The organism is Halomonas sp. 113, from assembly GCF_904067645.1.
In the GTDB taxonomy this organism is placed as follows: domain Bacteria; phylum Pseudomonadota; class Gammaproteobacteria; order Pseudomonadales; family Halomonadaceae; genus Vreelandella; species Vreelandella titanicae.
The window spans coordinates 4,801,748-4,820,067 of sequence record NZ_LR881453.1; the positions used below are offsets into that span (position 1 = coordinate 4,801,748).

At 55.9% G+C, this 18,320-nt stretch carries 14 protein-coding genes; 4 read left to right on the forward strand and 10 right to left on the reverse strand.

Going from position 1 to position 18,320, the window contains the following annotated elements; all coding sequences use genetic code 11:
* Window positions 1–72: 72 nt before the first annotated feature.
* The 10 genes from pyk to YERSI8AC_RS22425 all read right to left on the reverse strand — a co-directional run bounded on the left by pyk (window position 73) and on the right by YERSI8AC_RS22425 (window position 11,915).
* Window positions 73–1,542 carry a pyruvate kinase gene (gene pyk / locus YERSI8AC_RS22380; RefSeq protein WP_159177617.1) on the reverse strand — a complete coding sequence of 490 codons (1,470 nt, stop codon included), beginning with the start codon at window positions 1,540–1,542 and terminating at the stop codon, window positions 73–75.
* Window positions 1,539–2,861 (reverse strand): glycerate kinase type-2 family protein, encoded by a 1,323-nt coding sequence (locus tag YERSI8AC_RS22385; RefSeq protein WP_159177618.1) that lies wholly within the window; start codon window positions 2,859–2,861, stop codon window positions 1,539–1,541. The genes pyk and YERSI8AC_RS22385 overlap by 4 nt, the downstream gene beginning before the upstream one ends.
* A 201-nt stretch (window positions 2,862–3,062) precedes the next feature.
* On the reverse strand, window positions 3,063–3,947 hold the full coding sequence (locus YERSI8AC_RS22390) for a 2-hydroxy-3-oxopropionate reductase (RefSeq protein WP_159177619.1): 885 nt from the start codon (window positions 3,945–3,947) through the stop codon (window positions 3,063–3,065).
* 52 nt (window positions 3,948–3,999) lie between these two features.
* Entirely contained in the window at window positions 4,000–4,776 is a 777-nt protein-coding gene (hyi, locus tag YERSI8AC_RS22395; protein ID WP_159177620.1) for a hydroxypyruvate isomerase, read from the reverse strand.
* Window positions 4,777–4,850: 74 nt separating this feature from the next.
* Complete coding sequence (gene gcl, locus YERSI8AC_RS22400; protein WP_159177621.1) at window positions 4,851–6,638, reverse strand: glyoxylate carboligase; 1,788 nt, start codon at window positions 6,636–6,638, stop codon at window positions 4,851–4,853.
* Window positions 6,639–7,037: 399 nt separating this feature from the next.
* Window positions 7,038–7,874, reverse strand: a complete 837-nt coding sequence (locus YERSI8AC_RS22405; RefSeq protein ID WP_159177622.1) for a bifunctional allantoicase/(S)-ureidoglycine aminohydrolase — start codon at window positions 7,872–7,874, stop codon at window positions 7,038–7,040.
* A gap of 66 nt (window positions 7,875–7,940) precedes the next feature.
* A complete protein-coding gene (locus YERSI8AC_RS22410) occupies window positions 7,941–8,717 on the reverse strand; it encodes an IclR family transcriptional regulator (RefSeq protein ID WP_159177623.1) in 777 nt (258 codons plus the stop codon).
* Window positions 8,718–8,824: 107 nt separating this feature from the next.
* Entirely contained in the window at window positions 8,825–9,748 is a 924-nt protein-coding gene (gene puuE / locus YERSI8AC_RS22415) for an allantoinase PuuE (protein WP_159177624.1), read from the reverse strand.
* Between the two features lie 412 nt (window positions 9,749–10,160).
* Window positions 10,161–11,540 carry an NCS2 family permease gene (locus tag YERSI8AC_RS22420; RefSeq protein WP_159177987.1) on the reverse strand — a complete coding sequence of 460 codons (1,380 nt, stop codon included), beginning with the start codon at window positions 11,538–11,540 and terminating at the stop codon, window positions 10,161–10,163.
* Window positions 11,541–11,747: 207 nt separating this feature from the next.
* Entirely contained in the window at window positions 11,748–11,915 is a 168-nt protein-coding gene (locus tag YERSI8AC_RS22425) for a hypothetical protein (RefSeq protein WP_159177625.1), read from the reverse strand.
* 153 nt (window positions 11,916–12,068) lie between these two features.
* On the opposite strand from YERSI8AC_RS22425, the gene xdhA reads away from it, so the two are divergent.
* From xdhA to guaD, 4 genes are read left to right on the forward strand one after another with little or no spacing between them, the layout of a single operon-like run.
* Window positions 12,069–13,535 (forward strand): xanthine dehydrogenase small subunit, encoded by a 1,467-nt coding sequence (gene xdhA / locus YERSI8AC_RS22430; RefSeq protein WP_159177626.1) that lies wholly within the window; start codon window positions 12,069–12,071, stop codon window positions 13,533–13,535.
* Complete coding sequence (xdhB, locus tag YERSI8AC_RS22435) at window positions 13,519–16,032, forward strand: xanthine dehydrogenase molybdopterin binding subunit (protein ID WP_321169481.1); 2,514 nt, start codon at window positions 13,519–13,521, stop codon at window positions 16,030–16,032. Before xdhA ends, xdhB begins: the two co-directional genes overlap by 17 nt.
* Window positions 16,032–16,910 carry a xanthine dehydrogenase accessory protein XdhC gene (gene xdhC, locus YERSI8AC_RS22440; RefSeq protein ID WP_159177627.1) on the forward strand — a complete coding sequence of 293 codons (879 nt, stop codon included), beginning with the start codon at window positions 16,032–16,034 and terminating at the stop codon, window positions 16,908–16,910. The genes xdhB and xdhC overlap by 1 nt, the downstream gene beginning before the upstream one ends.
* A 36-nt stretch (window positions 16,911–16,946) precedes the next feature.
* Window positions 16,947–18,263: a guanine deaminase gene (gene guaD, locus YERSI8AC_RS22445; RefSeq protein ID WP_159177628.1), complete on the forward strand. Its 1,317-nt coding sequence runs from the start codon at window positions 16,947–16,949 to the stop codon at window positions 18,261–18,263.
* The last annotated feature ends 57 nt before the right edge of the window (window positions 18,264–18,320 follow it).

The window sequence follows — 18,320 nt, forward strand, 5'->3', positions numbered from 1 at the left end:
AGATCAATGCGTTATCGTTGGCAATGGTTATTTCTCAAGAGCTAACTCAAGCATTTTTTGTAGCGGTTCCGATCATCTTATGCTCTGGTTTACAGCAAGAATTTTCATGGTGTTGGTGCCCCCGTGTGCATTCATATGGTTGCCACGGGTAAGAATGACATGATCATTTTGGGAAACAATTCCTTTAGATACCAGTAATTCTATTGCTTTATCATTGAGTTCTTCGGCTTTCATACTTGTTGTATCAAAGGCCAGAGAGAGCACACCGCGATACAGTGCCATACGTCGTTGAGAAATTTCACTTTGTGCTAGACCGATAATGGGCAATCCAGAGTGTATGCGTGAGGCAATCAGCGCCGTAAAACCACTAGACGTCATACAGGCAATAGCGGTGACTCCAGCGAGATGGTTCGCAGCGTACATGGCAGAAAGAGCGACCGTTTCGTCAACCTGCAGAAAATCTTGATGGATACGATGGCCAGATTCCTGAGCGCTCCGCTCACGTTCGGCCCCCAGGCATAAACGATCCATTGCCTTCACGGTTTCTACAGGAAAGTCCCCAGCAGCGGTTTCAGCGGATAGCATCACCGCATCGGTACCATCAAGAACGGCATTGGCAACATCGAAAACCTCAGCGCGCGTTGGCAGCGGCGCACTAATCATCGTCTCCATCATCTGCGTGGCGGTAATCACTGCACGGTTGAGGCTACGCGCGCGCTTGATCATGCGTTTTTGCACGCCGATCAACTGAGCATCCCCGATTTCTACCCCCAGGTCTCCCCGTGCCACCATGACTGCTTCGGATGCCTTAATAATGCCATCTAAGATTTCATCATCAGCCACCGCTTCGGCACGCTCAATCTTGGCGACAAGACCGATTTCTTTGCCGGCCTCACCCAGCAGATCTCGAGCTTCCTGCATGTCAGCAGCGCTGCGTGGAAAAGATACCGCAAGGTAGTCAACACCTATTTCGATGGCAGTCTTAATGTCTCGTTTATCCTTGTCGGTAAGAGCTGCCGCAGATAACCCGCCTCCCTGTTTATTGATGCCCTTGTTGTTGGAAAGCTTACCTCCCACAACAACCCGAGTATGGATTTCTTGGCCCTCAATGGCACTGACTTCGAGCACCAAACGACCATCGTCCAGCAGCAGGCGGTCACCCACGATGACATCGTCCGCCAACGTCTTGTAGTCACAACCGACGCGTGTGATATCGCCGGCATTACTATCCAACAACATGTCCAGTACGAAGGGCTGTCCTTCCCTAAGCACAACCGCGTCGTCCTTGAAGCGAGCGATACGAATTTTAGGGCCTTGCAAATCAGCTAACACCGCTACGCTTCTGCCTAGCCGTTGGGAAATCTCACGCACTTCGACTAGCCGACGGCGATGATCATCAGCCGAACCATGGGAGAAATTGAGTCGAACGACATCCACACCTGCCCGCAGCATACCCTCCAGCACACCTTCACGGTCGCTGGCGGGGCCTAGGGTGGCCACTATTTTGGTGCGACGAATGGGGGTATAAGCGGTTGGTTTCATGCTGGCCTCGGGAGAACAAGAATAGCTCGAAAATCATTGACATTAGTTCGGGTCGGACCGGTCACAACCAGATCGTTAGTAGCCGCAAAAAAACTGTAAGCATCATTACGGTTCAGATAGTCCCTTGCTGACAACTGCAAGGCTTTTGCACGTCTCCAGCTCTCAGGGCCGAATATAGCGCCAGCGTTGTCCTCAGACCCATCAATGCCATCGGTATCAACAGCAAGTGCATAAACGCCCTCTGCACCCTCAAGTGTGTTAAAAAGCCCTAATAGATATTCGACATTGCGCCCACCACGCCCATCGCCACGCACGGTGACGCTAGTCTCGCCACCGGAGAGCACCAGCAGTGGACGTATAATTTCACTTTGCAGTTTGCGCACCATACGCGCTTGAGCAATACCTAAATCACGAGCTTCACCTTCCAAATCATCGCCCAGCACTCTGACGTCGACAGCACTTTTTTCGGCACTGAGCCGAGCAGCCTCAAGGGCATCACTGGCTCGCGCCAGTATTATGGACTGGTCGCGTGCAAACTCAGGGCTAGAGGCTTGAGGCGCGTCGTGATTGGCTATCAGATGTTGACGCACGTTATCAGGAACCTTGATGGCGTAGCGTTCGAGAATCTCCAGGGCATCAAGCGGTTTTGAGTTATCTGGCAGGGTGGGACCTGAAGCAATCAGGGTAGGATCATCACCCGGCACATCAGAAATAAGGTATGTCACCACCCGAGCCGGGTGAGCATGAGCAGCCAAACGCCCTCCCTTGATTTCAGACAAGTGACGACGCACCGTATTGATATCGCGTATCGGTGCGCCACAACGCAGCAACGCTTTGTTAACAGCCTGCTTGTCCTTCAAACTGATACCTGCGGCGGGTAGCGTCATCAATGCAGAACCGCCCCCAGAGATCAAAGAAATCACTTGATCGTCTTCGCTGAGGTTTTTCACCGCTTCAAGCATACGTTTGGCGGCTTGTTCACCCAGTGCATCGGGCATGGGATGAGACGCTTCTAACACCTCGATATATTGGCAATCAGCACCGTGTTTATAGCGAGTCACCACCACTCCGTCCAAGTCAATTGCTTCGCCGTTGTTACGTGCACGCTCAACCCAAGCTAGCTCTAGTGCGCTTGCCATAGCAGCGGCGGCTTTTCCAGCACCGACGATAATGGTTCGTCCGGCCGGTTTTTCTGGTAGTTGGTCTGGCAGTAAGCTGAAAGGGTGCACCGCAGCAATGGCCGTTTCAGCCAGGTGCACTAACCACTGGCGCGAGGCCTCTTCACTAGTAAAGGGTGCTAAGCGAAAAAGGGCATTCATCGGTAGACTCCACAGGCAAGGGCCGGGGGGAATAGAAAAAAGGGGACAAAAAAACCGGTGAAAGACACATAACGGAACGGAGGTCTTGCACCGGAAAAAGGCAACGAGTCACATGCAATAACGAGGCGGGCCGCAGAACAGTGCCCGCCGTAAAACAGTAATGAAACCTCCGTCAATCAGTCAGTCGCGCCATACAAGGCGTTAGTGGCCAATTTCATAATTCGCCAGCTTTTCCAGAGCACGCAGGATTCCCGCATGGTCCCAGTCCGCACCGCCATTAGCGGCACATGCCTGGAACAGCTGTTGGGCATTTGCTGTACCCGGTAAAGAGAGATTAAGGCTACGCGCACCCTCCAATGCCAAGTTGAGATCTTTCTGATGCAGGCGGATGCGAAAGCCAGGGTCAAAGGTACGCTTAATCATGCGCTCGCCATGCACATCCAGAATTTTCGACTGAGCGAGGCCGCCCAATAGGGATTCACGCACCTTGGCGACATCGGCACCGGCCTTGGAGGCGAACAGCAGCCCCTCTGCAACGGCCTCAATAGTCAGTGCAACAACGATCTGGTTGGCGACCTTGCAGGTCTGGCCTGCTCCGTGACCACCAATGTGCGTAATCACCTTGCCGACGACTTCAAGCAGCGGCTTAGCCCTTTCAAAGCCTTTGTCCGTCGCCCCTACCATAATGGTCAGCGCGGCATTGATCGCCCCGCCTTCACCACCGGAAACAGGGGCATCAACAAATTCACCACCGGCTTCAGTAATGCGCTTGGCGAATGCCTGGGTCTGCATTGGGGCAATGGAGCTCATGTCGATGACCAAGGTGCCGGGCTTGAGGCCCTCTATCACGCCGTCCTCACCGAACAGTACGCTCTCTACATCTGGCGTATCCGGCACCATGGTGATAATGACATCGGACGCCTGGGCAACCGCTTTTGGATTAGCCGCCTCTTGCATGCCCTTATCGGCAAGCGTTGCATCCAAGGGGCCGCGTTTGACGGTCACCAAAGAGTGGCCCGCATCGAGCAGGTGGCCTGCCATTGGGCGTCCCATAATGCCTAAACCGATAAAACCAATCTTGCTCATCCTCTTTCTCCTTCAAACTAACGCAATTTGTACTTATTCATACTTGGGATGTTCAGCGCACCGCCTCTAACCAAACCAGCCCTTCCGACGTCGACGTCTTGGGCTTGTATTCGCAGCCGACCCAGCCGTCGTAACCTAGGCGGTCAAGCTGTGAGAACAGAAAAGGGTAGTTGATCTCACCGGTACCCGGCTCATGTCGGCCCGGGTTATCTGCCAGTTGCACATGCGCAATACAGCCCAGATGCTTCTCAATCGTGGGCGCTAGATCCCCCTCCATGATCTGCATGTGGTAGATGTCGTATTGCAGCTTCAGATTGTCACTACCGATCTCGTCGAACAGTGCCAGAGCCTGTTCGGTGCGGTTGAGGAAAAAGCCTGGGATATCACGAGTGTTGATCGGCTCCGCCAACAGAAGGACGCCAACCGACTTGAGCTTTTCAGCCGCATAACGCAGATTTTCAATCAGCGTGCTGCGTGCCTCGTCATCACTTACACCTTGAGGCTTAATGCCCGCCAGGCAGTTCACCTGTTTGCACCCCAAAGCAGTGGCATATTCGATGGCACGATCAACGCCGATCCGGAATTCTTCCACCCGATCCGGGTGACAAGCGATGCCGCGTTCACCCGCTGCCCAATCGCCCGCAGGCAAATTGTGCAATACCTGGGTAAGGCCGTTGGCTAATAAACGCTCTTTGATTTCCGCCGCCGTGTAATCGTAGGGAAATAGGTATTCAACCCCCTCGAACCCAGCCTCGGCGGCGGCCTGAAAACGATCGAGGAAGTCTACTTCGGTGAACATCATGCTGAGATTCGCGGCAAATTTGGGCATGCAAGTCTCCTTGTTTTTATCCTAGTGATAATAATTGCCCTGGTACCGAACCTCGGTGGTCACCAGGGCCAAGCTTAGGTCAAACTGGCGATGGAGCTAGGCGCATCCGTCAAGTTTTCAGCCAGTTCCTCGAATTCATTGACGCCATCAAGGTCGGTACCCATTGAGATATTGGTGATACGCTCAAGAATGATCTCAACGACTACAGGTACGCGATGTTCACGCATCAGTTCGCGGGCCTTTTCAAATGCCGGAGCGATATCCTCAGGCTTTAGTACGCGCAGCGCTTTACAACCCAGGCCTTCGGCAACAGCAATATGGTCTACACCGTATTCAGCTAATTCAGCCTCTTCGTCGGTGTAGTTAATGTTTTTGAAAGAGAGCTGCACGCAGTAATCCATGTCGAAGCCGCGCTGGGCCTGACGAATCAACCCGAGATAGGAGTTGTTCACCAGCACATGAATATAGGGCAAGTTGAATTGCGCCCCGACCGCCAGCTCTTCGACCATGAACTGGAAATCGTAGTCACCGGAAAGTGCCACCACTTCAGCTTCAGGATCAGCACGGCAAACGCCCAACGCCGCTGGAATGGTCCAGCCTAGCGGCCCCGCCTGGCCACAGTTGATCCAGTGACGCGGCTTGTAAACGTGCAGGAACTGAGCGCCCGCAATCTGGGACAGACCGATGGTGCTGATATAGCGGGCATTCTTGCCGAACACCTTGTTCATTTCTTCATAAACACGCTGGGGTTTGACCGGCACGTTATCGAAGTGCGTCTTGCGCAACAGCGTGCGTTTGCGCTCCTGGCATTCCGCGGCCCAGGCACTGCGATCCTTGAGCTTGCCCTTCGCCTTCATTTCCCGAGCCACATCAAGGAAAAGTGCCAATGCCAGCTTGGCATCAGAAACGATGCCGTAATCAGGGCCGAAGATACGCCCGATCTGCGTCGGCTCGATGTCGACGTGAACAAACTTACGGTCTTTGGTATATGTTTCGACGTTACCCGTGTGGCGATTGGCCCAACGGTTGCCGATGCCCATCACGAAATCCGAGGCAAGCATGGTTGCGTTGCCGTATCGATGAGATGTCTGCAAGCCCACCATGCCCGCCATCAGCGGGTGATCGTCGGGAATCGTACCCCAGCCCATCAGCGTCGGAATGACCGGCACGCCGGTAAGTTCGGCAAACTCGACAAGTTGTTCTGCGGCATCTGCATTGATGATCCCGCCCCCCGCGACCAACAGTGGCTTTTCGGACTCGTTGAGCATGGTCAACGCTTTTTCAATCTGAGCACGCGAAGCAGACGGCTTATAGGCCGGAAGTGATTCGTAGGTATCCGGATCAAACTCGATTTCGCTCATCTGGACGTCGATCGGCAGATCGATCAACACCGGCCCGGGGCGGCTCGAGCGCATTAGTTGAAAGGCTTTCTGGAAAGCTCGCGGCACTTGGGCCGGCTCCATCACGGTAACCGCCCATTTTGTGACCGGCCCGGCAATGGTCTGAATATCCACTGCCTGGAAGTCTTCCTTGTGCAACTTGGCCCGTGGCGCTTGACCGGTGATGCACAGAATCGGAATGGAGTCGGCACTGGCGGAATACAGCCCGGTGATCATGTCGGTGCCGGCGGGACCAGAAGTACCGATACACACCCCGATGTTCCCCGCTTTTGTCCGGGTATAACCCTCGGCCATGTGCGAAGCCCCTTCAACATGGCGTGCCAGAATGTGATCGACACCACCCACCTTGCGCATGGCAGCGTAAAAAGGATTGATTGCGGCACCCGGCAACCCAAAGGCAACGTCGATACCTTCTTTCTTCAGAACGTGAATGGCGGCTTCCGCAGCTGTCATTTTAGCCATTACAATTTCTCCTCAACAATTGAATACAATTGCTGTATTCATTTTCGATTTGTTCTTGTATTCAAAAATAGGCGCCTACTCGATGAGTGTCAATTTTTTATGGAAAATATTTCCACAAAAAATTAAATATAAAAATATCCCCTTAATAAACATTAAGTTATTGAGATAACGACTACAGAAACATGAACTTAGTACGAAGGAGGAATCGTAGAACCAAGGAGGGAAATTCAGGTACTACTAATAGACCAACAGCCTTGGCTGTTAGCCTATAAAAACCTTAAGGGATAGCGGATGACATTCGAGAAATTTAGCGCCAAAGGCATCTCAACTGGCTAACAAAGCTATTGATCAGAGTGTGTACGTCATCGCCCTCGCCTTCAACTCGTGCCAGATAACGCCTCAGCGTGCCCCTACGCAACCCAGTTTCATATGGCGGTTAACGTCCTTGTAGAGCAGATAGCGAAACGGCCCTGGGCCGCCGGCATAACAGGCCTGCGGGCAGAACGCGCGCAACCACATAAAGTCGCCGGCCTCGACCTCAACCCAACTCTGATTCAAGTGGTAAACAGCCTTACCTTCGAGCACGTAAAGCCCGTGCTCCATGACATGGGTTTCATCGAAAGGGATGACGGCTCCAGGTTGCAGGGTGACGATATTGACATGCATGTCATGGCGGACGTCATCCGGTTCGACGAAGCGTGTAGTCACCCATTTTTCATCGGTATCCGGCATGGCCGATGGTTCAATGGCATTTTCGTTAGTGACGAAAGGCGCAGGCGCTTTAATACCTTCAACATATTCGTAAGCTTTGCGCACCCAATGAAAACGAACCGGCTCGTCAGTCCTGTTATGCGCCTGCCAGCTAATACCTGGGGGTAAAAAAGCATAGCCGCCGGGCTGCATAAGGTGTGTTTCACCCGCCAGGGTGAGGGTCAGTTCGCCTTCAACGATGAACAGCACTCCCTCGGCTGCCGGATCTAGTTCCGGCTTTTCGCTGCCACCGCCTGGAGATACTTCCATAATGTATTGTGAAAACGTTTCGGCAAAGCCAGACAGTGGACGAGACAATACCCATAAGCGGGTTTTATCCCAAAACGGTAAATTACTGGTCACAATGTCACGCATGACCCCTTTAGGTATCACTGCATAGGCTTCGGTAAACACAGCGCGATCCGACAGCAGTTGTGTCTGTGCTGGCAGCCCTCCCTTGGGGGCATAATAGTTACGCTTGGCCATCATCTTTCCTTTATTGTGGTCACTTTATCGTTTGGATTTTTTATATATAAAAAGGGATCAAGAAATTTATCCGTAACCCAACATAGCGGAAATGGTTTCGGCAGCTTCAGCGACGCAGCTCTGTAATCGATCACGCTTGTCGGCAGGGACTTCATGTACTGGCACCATAATGCTGATAACGCCTTCCATAGAGCCATCATGGTTATAGAGGGGATAGACAACAGAAGAGATACCAAAGTGATAATAGGAGTCCGCAATCACATATCCACGCTGCCGGTCTTCCTGCACTAAATCCCAGAGGACATCTCGGTTGGCAGGAGCACCCGGCTCCTTATTTAAAAGGTAATCTGGTGGATAAAGAGTTTCGAATTCTTCTCTTGATAGATCGGCAAGCAGCATTCGTCCCAAAGAAGTGCAATGCAACGGTAAGCGGGTTCCGACACTCACACGGCGAATAGTGGCATTCGATGCCCCGACTCTCGCCACGTAGACGGCATCACGACCATCTCGAATAGCGATATGGCTTGAACAACCGGTTTGCTCACACAAAGACTCAATAACCGGCTGTCCAACCTGAACTACATCCAGCGAAGCGACGTATTCAAAGCCTAGACGCAATACGTTGACCCCCAGGGAATATAAACCCGTGACGGGGTGATGACGTAAAAACCCCATCTGTTCCAAGGTCTGTACCGCCCGATGCGAAGTTGCTTGTGGATAACCCACTCGCTTAACAAGCTCGGAAAAGCTCAGCTCTCGGTGATGACGATTGAGCTCCATTAAGATCATTAGTCCTCGTTCAAGCGCGGGTATCAGATGTTTTTTGTTATCCTTGTCACTCATGGCTCGTTCACTCGCTTTAGGGTTATCGCTTTTAGGCGAACAAAAAAAGAGACCTTAGTAGATAAGAAATTACTAATTATTGTTTCTCTAGACCTGCATCGATCAACTCAGCAGGCGGGATGGTGCTTTACCCAATGCTGGGCGATATCCACGCGCCGACTCACCCAAACACGGTCATGCGCTTCAATATGATCAAGAAAACGCTGGAGGGCGATAAAACGGCCAGGGCGTCCTATCAGGCGGCAATGCAAGCCGATAGAGAGCATTTTTGGCACTTCTGCTCCCTCCGCGTATAACACATCAAAAGCATCGCGCAGATAGCTAAAGAAATGATCAGCGGTATTAAAACCCTGAGGCGAGGCAAAGCGCATATCATTAGAGTCCAGCGTATAAGGCACTACTAGATGAGAGTGCGTATGGCCCTGGCTGTCCTTCTCGCGTGTCCAGAACGGTAAGTCATCACCGTAGTAGTCGCTGTCGTACAAAAAACCGCCTTGATCCAATATCAGACGACGCGTATTGGGGCTGTCACGGCCGGTATACCAACCCAGCGGCTTCGCGCCGTAAAGGTTTTGGAACACCTCAATAGCGCGCTCCATATGCTGGCGTTCCAGCGCTTCTGGCACTTCCTGATAATTGATCCAACGATAGCCGTGACACGCAATCTCATGACCCAACTCCTGAAAGGCATGAGCCACCTCGGGATTACGCTCCAGCGCCATGGCCACGCCGAAAATGGTCAACGGCAAACCACGCTGCTCGAATTCACGCAAGACACGCCATACCCCTGCCCGCGAGCCATACTCATAAATGGATTCCATGCTCAGGTGGCGATTGGAAAAAGCAGGCGCACCGACTATCTCGGAAAGGAACTGCTCGGAACCGGTATCACCGTGTAGTACCGAGTTCTCTGCACCCTCTTCATAGTTCAGCACGAATTGCACAGCAATTTTCGCCTTGCCAGGCCAATTGGCCTGAGGAGGATTACAGCCATAGCCGACCACGTCACGAGGATAATTGGGCGAAGGCATGATGTAAGCTCCTTATTGTGAAACAATGTTCTAATGAGTGCATAAAAACAATAAAATTGTATACAATAAAAATATAGACTGTACCCATATGCAGTGCAACCTTAACTATAAGAAATGTTCACTCCCTCTAACATTATGTAAGTCCCGACAACAGTGTCACTGTCATAGCCTTAGATAAATGCCTTGTTGAAGCAGGATAGTTTTAAGCGTCGACCAGTGTTCATTGGTGAGTATCAGTCGTGGGATTGCAGATTCGCAGGGTGATGGCTTCGGAACCGCTACTCTGAGGGTTTGCTTTTAGCTTGCCCATAACCCTGCCATGACAGGTCAACCACTCACCGGCAAGGTGCCTAGACTTTCCCGTGCCAGCGAATCTGTCACGGGAAAACTTAGCTTTCTGGTCGCCGACTTCTTAGTGAGTGGTCACGAGCATCACCACGCTGAGGGCAGCCGAGACCCACATGGCTGGCTTGATCTCCTCAATGCGGCCGGTGAAAAGCTTGATCAGCACAAAGCTGAGAAAGCCGAAGGCGATACCTAGGGTGATCGAATAGGTCAGCGGCATCAGGATGATGGCCAGGAAGGCCGGGAAGGCCTGGTCGAACTTGGCCCACTCGATCTTGCTGATAGGGGCCAGCATGAAGAGCCCCACCAATACGAGCGCCGGGGCGGTGGCGATGCCTGGTATCAGCGAGAGCAGCGGCGATAGGAACAGGAAGGGCAGAAACAGCAGGCCGATGGTTACCGCCACTAGACCGGTCCGACCGCCTTGGGCAACACCGGCGCCGGATTCGATGAAAGTCTGGGCCGCACTGGTACCCAGGGGGGCAGCAATCATCGATGCGAAGGCATCGACGGTCATGGAACGCTTTAGGTTGCGAGGGTTGCCATCCTTGTCCTTGAGGTCGGCTGACTCGGAGAGAGCCATGAAACACGACAAGGCATCGAAGAAGTTGGTGAATAGCATCACGAAGATGAACGGCAGATAGGCAACCTTCAGCGCTCCCCAGATGTCCACCTGCATCACCGCGCTGAAGTCTGGCCAGGCAGTCAGGCCGCTCCACTCCACCACCACGTCACCGCCCCATAGCCGGCCCATGGGCGAGGCCAGCACGGTGGTTAAGGCGATACCCAGGATCAATGCACCGTTGAAGCGCAGGATGACCAGGATTGCTGTCGCCATCATGCCAATAAAGAAGGTAATCATACTGGCATCCATATTGCCCAGTGTGACCAAGGTAGAATCGCTGCCGACGATGAAGCCCGCATTCTTGAAACCGATAAAGGTGATGAACAAGCCAATGCCACAGGTGATTGCATAGCGCAGCGAGGCGGGAATGGCTTCGATAATAGCCTTGCGGACATTGAACATGGCCAGTATGGCGAACAGCACCCCGGACCAGAATACGCAACCTAGTGCCACTTCCCAGGAGAGACCGGCGCCCTGCACTAGGGTATAGGTGAAGAGGGCATTCATTCCCATGCCCGGGGCCACCAAGATCGGGTTGCGTGCATAAAGGCCCATTGCCAAGCTACTCATGAAACTGATCAGCACCGTAGCCGAGAGGGCGGCGGAGAAGGGGATGCCAGCGTCGCTGAGAATCGCCGGGTTGACCACGATGATATACATGGAGGCCAGGAACGTGGCGATCCCAGCGAGGATTTCGGTGCGTAGCGACGAGCCACGCCGAGTCACACCGAAATAGTGATCCAGCCAGTTGACAGGCCTAGCGACCTGCCCATCGGATCGTACGGTGTCCTTGTCGGCAAGGGGTGAGGAGTTCGGTTCCATATTGGTGATCCCATTGTTGTTGGAAAGAATTGGAAATTGGGTATCTTGCCAGTAGGCGCTTTCAATGTTGACCACTTGGTCAAACCAAGCGTAGAAGCAGACTAAACAACATTTGACCATTTGGACAGGTGGCTTTGACTATTGTCGTAGTCGACACTTTTCACGGAGTGAAGGCAGAGGACTCACCATCGATCAGCGTGGTGTTTCTCAAGTTCGCAGCGTTAACTTGGCTTGTAGGTAGGTCGATCCCTTCATGGCTAATGCTGCTCGACCTACCGACGCCACTATCTCATCAGCATTTTTCCGCCACTGAAATGGAAACGGCTTGGGATCTTCGTTGCGGGTCGTCGGATTATCTAGCGTTACAACCAGCACCTACAGTCCACCTTTAAGCCTTCCCCGGTCACAAAAATTCTGCCATCGGATTTGCAAAGTTCCACATCCTGGCACATGCTGAAAGCGACTTAACCGATCGGTCAACTTAGTGCGAAAAACGCATCCCTTACAAGTTCAACAAGAGACACGGCGATGATCGACTTCCTTCTCAACGGGCAGCCCCGCCATTGCGAGGTGACACCCGAAACCAGTGTGCTTGAATTATTGCGTGACAGCCTTGGCGCAACGGGTACCAAGGAGGGTTGCGCCTCCGGCGACTGCGGCGCCTGCACCGTAGCCATTGGCGAAACTGGCGCTGATGACGAGCTGCGCTATCACAGCGCCAATGCCTGCATCACCCCTGCTCATCAGCTGCATGGACGCCACCTGATTACCGTGGATGGTCTCGCCGATGGTGACAAACTACACCCCGCCCAGGCCGCCATGGTCGAATGCCACGGTAGCCAGTGCGGCTTTTGCACCCCAGGAATCGTCATGTCGCTGTTCACCCTTCATGAACAGCAACGTCGACATGAAGGCAATGCACTGGCACCGCTGACGCCGCAGCGTCTAGAGGCCGCCTTGGGGGGCAACTTGTGTCGCTGTACCGGTTACCGTCCGATCCGCGATGCTGCGCTGACCATGAACGAGCACCCTGAACATCGCCCGCTGTGGATGGATGCCACCGCCCCTGAGTTGAAATCCGAACAGGTCATTAGTGAAAGTACCTTTGCTCAGCCCACCACGCTTACTGATTTGATCGAATGCCTAGAACGCCATCCCGAGGCTCGTCTCGTTGCCGGAGCCACCGACCTGTGGCTAGAGAGCACGCAGCGGCTGGCCCGCTTCGAGCGGCTAATCGATGTCACGCGCGTCGCCGAGTTGAACGTGATTGAAGAAACCACACTCGAAGACGGCCGTCGCGGCTGGTGGATCGGAGCTGCCGTGACCTATACTCGCATTGAGCCGCTGTTGGAAACACACTACGACGCTTTCGCTCACCTGCTGCATCGCTTGGGTTCTTCCCAGATCCGCAATCGCGGCACACTGGGTGGCAACGTGGCTAACGCCTCACCGATTGGCGACACCCCGCCAGTGCTGCTGGCGCTGGGTTCACGTCTCAAGTTGGTGGGATCCGAGGGTGAGCGTGAACTGCCGCTTGAGGACTTCTTCCTCGACTACAAACGTACCGCATTACAGCAGGGCGAAGCGATCCGCGCCCTGTTCCTGCCTCACCCTATCGAGGGAGAAACCCTCAAGGTGTGGAAGCTTTCCAAACGTCGAGAAGACGATATTTCCGCGGTACTTGGGGCCTTCGCCTGGCGCCTGGAGGATGGTGTACTGCGCGACGTTCGCTTGGCCTTTGGCGGTATGGCCGCCATTCCCAAGCGTGCGATCCAGGCCGAAGCGGCGCTCGAGGGCAAGGAGCCCTCACTGGCTGCCTTCCAGCAAGCACGGCTGGCGCTGTCTCAGGATTTCCAGCCCATGTCGGATGTACGCGGCAGCGCCCACTATCGCCAAGTTACAGCCGCTAACCTGCTCGAACGCCTGCGCCTGGTCATTGCGCAGAACGCCACAGACAGCCCCCGGGAGGTGATGCTCCATGCGTACGCTCACTAAGCTTTCCAAGGCGCCCGATGCCGCGCCGGAACAAGATAAAATAACGGTCGATGTGAGTGCCGACTCGGCGACTGCCCGTCACGAGCTCGATGGTCGCATAAAGGGCGACGGCCCCCTGGCCCGCGATACCCTTCGCTATACCAATACTCACCCCCATTCCCAGGCCCATGAGAGCGCGGTCAAGCATGTCACCGGGCGGGCGGCCTACATTGACGACCTGAGCGCCCCTTCTAATACCCTGCATGTGGCCTTGGGTCTGTCGCCGGTGGCCCATGGTCGTCTGACCCGCCTCGACCTGAAAAAAGTCAAAGCCATGCCCGGCGTCGTGGATGTCGTTGCAGTAAATGAGGTGCCCGGCCACACCGATATAGGCCCGGTCTTCCCTGGAGACCCGATCTTCGTCGAGGACGAGATCAGCTACGTCGGCCAGGTCATCTTCGCTGTGGCTGCCGAGAGTCATCGTGCTGCGCGGGAAGCCGTCCAGGCGGCAGTCGTGGAGATCGACGAGCAACCGGCCTGCCTCGACCCGGTCGCCGCCGCCGAGCGGAAAGAATTTGTGCGCCCCAGCCATGTCCAACAGAGCGGTGACTGGGAGCAAGCGCTGAATAACGCCACCCTGACCGTGGAAGGCGAACAATTCGTCGGCGGCCAAGAGCATTTCTACTTGGAAGGTCAGGCCTGCCTTGTGCAGCCCACCGAAGACGAGGGTGTGGTGGTGTTTACCTCCAATCAGCACCCCAGCGAAACCCAGAAACTGGTGGCCGAGGTACTGGGTATCCCGTTTCACGCCGTGACCGTGGAGGTGCGACGCATGGGGGGCGGCTTCGGCGGTAAGGAGACCCAGGCATCGCCTTGGGCCTGTATCGCTGCGCTATTTGCCCGACGAACCGGCCGCGCCACCCGGGTGCGCCTACCTCGTGCCGAGGACATGCGCGCCACCGGCAAGCGCCACCCCTTCCATAACCGTTATCGGCTGGGTGTCGACGATCAGGGCGTGATCCTAGGTGGCGAGATCACCGTGATCGGTGATTGCGGCTACTCCCCCGACCTCTCCGACGCCATCGTCGATCGCGCCATGTTCCACAGCGACAACGCCTATTCGCTGGGCGACGCCAGGGTGACCGGCCATCGTGCCCGCACCCATACCGCATCGAATACCGCCTTTCGCGGCTTTGGCGGTCCTCAAGGCATGATGGTGATCGAGGCGGCCATGGACGACATCGCCCGTCGCATGGGTGAAGACCCACTGACGATCCGCAAGCGCAACTTCTACCGTCCCGGCCGTCAAACGACCCACTATGGCCAGGAGGTCGATCAGATCGCTTTGCTCAAGGAGTTGGCTGACCAGCTCGAGACCAGTAGCGACTACTGGGAACGCCGCCATGCGATCACCGAATTCAACGCCGAGAGCCCGATCGTCAAGCGTGGCTTGGCGCTGACGCCGGTGAAGTTCGGCATTTCCTTCACCGCCAAGCACCTCAATCAGGCCGGCGCCCTGCTGCACGTTTATACCGACGGCAGCGTGATGATTAACCATGGCGGCACCGAGATGGGCCAAGGCCTGCATACCAAGATCTGCCAAGTAGCCGCCCGTGAGCTGGGCCTCAATGCCAAGGAAGTCCGCATCACCGCTACGCGCACCGACAAGGTTCCCAACACCTCGCCCACCGCCGCATCCAGTGGCGCCGACCTCAACGGCCAGGCGGCACGCGATGCTTGCATGAAGTTAAAGCAGCGGTTGTTCGATTTTGCCCATGAGCACCTCTATCCGGATCAGGGGCTCGACCGTGAAGACATGCGTCTGGAAGCCGGGCACCTGATTGCCGGCCACGGCGAGAGCGAGCGTCGGATACCGTGGGGCGAGTTGGTTCAGTCCGCTTACCTCAACCGTATTTCGCTCTCGGAGAAAGGTTTCTACGCTACGCCGCTGATCCACTACGACCGTAACGTCGGCCAGGGACGCCCCTTCTACTACTATGCCTTTGGCGCCGCCGTGGCGGAAGTCAGTGTCGACACATTGACTGGCGAGTACCAAGTCGACCGTGTGGACATACTTCACGACGTAGGTGACTCACTCAACCCAGCTATCGACATCGGCCAGGTAGAGGGCGGCTTCATTCAGGGCATGGGCTGGCTGACCAGTGAGGAGCTTAAGTGGAATGACGCCGGGCGGCTGATCTCTGATGGCCCGGCCACCTACAAGATTCCCACCTACGGCGACTTGCCACCGGTGTTCAATGTCAATCTGTTGGAGGGACACCCCAACTCCATGGCCAGCATCTATCGTTCCAAGGCCGTGGGGGAGCCTCCCTTCATGCTTGGCATGGCGGTATGGTCCGCGTTGCGCGACGCTCTTGCGAGTCTTGCTGACTATGCTGAAGCGCCGCGACTTGATACGCCGGCCACCCCGGAACGTGTGCTCATGGCCGCCGAGACACTGCGCGCCAAGTATGGCGCCCGGAACGATACGTGGCCGTTGGAAAAGGGTGTCGAATAATGAACGTCCAGCGCCCCGAAAGCTGGCATCAGGCCCTGCACCGCTTCCAGCGGGACGGCCTGCCCCATGCGTTGGCCACCGTGGTGACCAGCGCTGGCTCCACGCCCCGAGAGCCAGGCGCTCGGATGGTCATCACCGATGATGCCGTGTTCGATACCCTGGGCGGCGGCACCTTCGAATTTCAGGTGATCGACTCAGCCCGCGAGCGGCTGGCGTCAAGAGCGCTCGGCATGAGCCTCGAGGCCTTCGCCCTGGGCGGGCGCAGCGGGCAATGTTGCGGCGGCTTCGTCAACGTGCTGCTAGAGATCTTCCCCGGCAGTGAGGCAACCCTGGCCATCTTCGGCGCCGGCCATGTCGGTACCGAGCTGGTGCGTCTAGCCGCCCCACTGCCCTGGCAAGTGCTTTGGCATGACAGCCGCGGCGGCGCCTTCACCGACTGGGCCGAGGCACAGCCGCGGCTGACCTGTCGCCACGCGACTGACCTTCAGGCCGCCGTCGCGGCGCTGCCAGCGGGCAGTCACGCGTTAGTGCTGACACACGACCACGCCGAGGATCGCGAGCTGGTGGATGCCCTGCTACGTCGTGACGACATGGCCTCAATCGGCCTGATCGGCTCGAAGAGCAAATGGGCCAGCTTTCGCTCGCGGCTGACCGAGGCCGGGCATGCCGCGACAGCGCTAGCCAGAGTACGCTGCCCCATCGGCGTTGCTTCGAGTGCTAACGGTGAAAAGACCAAGGGCGGCAATAAGACGCCCTATGCCATTGCACTTGCCGCCATGGCCGAGCTATTGCCTCTGGTGGGCACCCATGAGCGGGCAGACCAACGCGGCCTCGACCCAGGGGAACTACGTGCCCTCGTCGGCCAGCATCCTTCATAGCTATACACCGTGCCACCGGAAACAAGAGTCCCAATTATGACAACGAATGACACATACATAATCCGCGCCGAACTACTGAGCTTTGACGCCGACCCCGGCGAGGGCGACACACCCGCCGAAGGCAGCGTACGCCATATCGAAGACGCGGCCCTGTGGATCGAGGGTGGCCGCATCCGCGCCATCGATGACTATGCGCGACTCGAACCGGATCTGCCTCCGAGAATCGAGGTGATCGACCACCGCGGCAAGCTGCTGATGCCCGGCTTCATCGACAGTCATGTCCATTACGTCCAGCTCGAGATCATGGCCTCCTACGGGCGCCAGCTGCTCGACTGGCTCAACGATTACACCTTTCCCGAAGAGTGTCGTTTCGCCCAGTACGATTATGCCCTGGCGCTTTCCAATGTCTTTCTCGACGAGATGCTGCGGGTCGGCACCACCACCGCTCAGGTGTTCTGTTCCAGCCACCCCGATTCCGTGGATGCTTTCTTCACCGCCAGCAGCAAGCGCGACCTGCGCATGCTGGCGGGTAAGGTGCTGATGAATCGCCATGCCCCCGAGGCATTGTGCGACAACATCCAAGGTGGCATTCGCGATACCGAACGGCTGATCAGCGACTGGCACGGCACGCGCCGACTCGGCTACAGCCTGACCCCACGCTTTGCTCCCACCTCGACCCGTGAGCAGTTGGACGCCACGGGAGGGCTGTTGCGCAATGACCCGAGCCTGTGGCTGCAGACCCACCTTTCCGAAAATACCGGCGAGCTGGACTGGGTTGCCGAGCTGTTCCCCGAGAGCCGCGACTACCTCGAGGTCTACGAGCAGTCCGGGCTGGTGGGACCACGCAGCACTTTTGCCCATGGCATTCATCTTGACCAAGGTATGCGGCGGCGGCTGGCTGATCGTGGCGCCAACCTGGCCTTCTGCCCCAGCTCCAATCTGTTCCTGGGCAGCGGCCTGTTCGACCGTCACGCCGCACGCGACGTCGGGCTCAACGTGACTTATGCCAGCGACATTGGCGGTGGTACCGACCTTTCCGGACTCGCGACCCTCAAGGCCGCCTACCAAGTGGGACAATTGCGTGGCCAGCCCCTGACGGCCTGGCAAGGCCTTTATGGCTTGACACTGGGCAATGCCAGAGCCTTGTCGCTGGATAGCAAGATCGGCCGTCTGGCACCCGGGATGGAGGCCGACTTCGTGGTGCTCGACCTCGATGCGACACCGTTGCTGTCAAGGCGCCATGCCCGCTGTCGCACCCTTAGCGAGCGCCTGTTCGCGCTGATGATGATGGGCGATGACCGCAGCGTACTGGAAACCTGGGCAAGCGGCAGACGCCAGCACGTGCGAGACTGACTGACGCTATCCACCTTTTATCTTCCAAGCCATTCGCTAAGGTCTGTTGACGTTTCA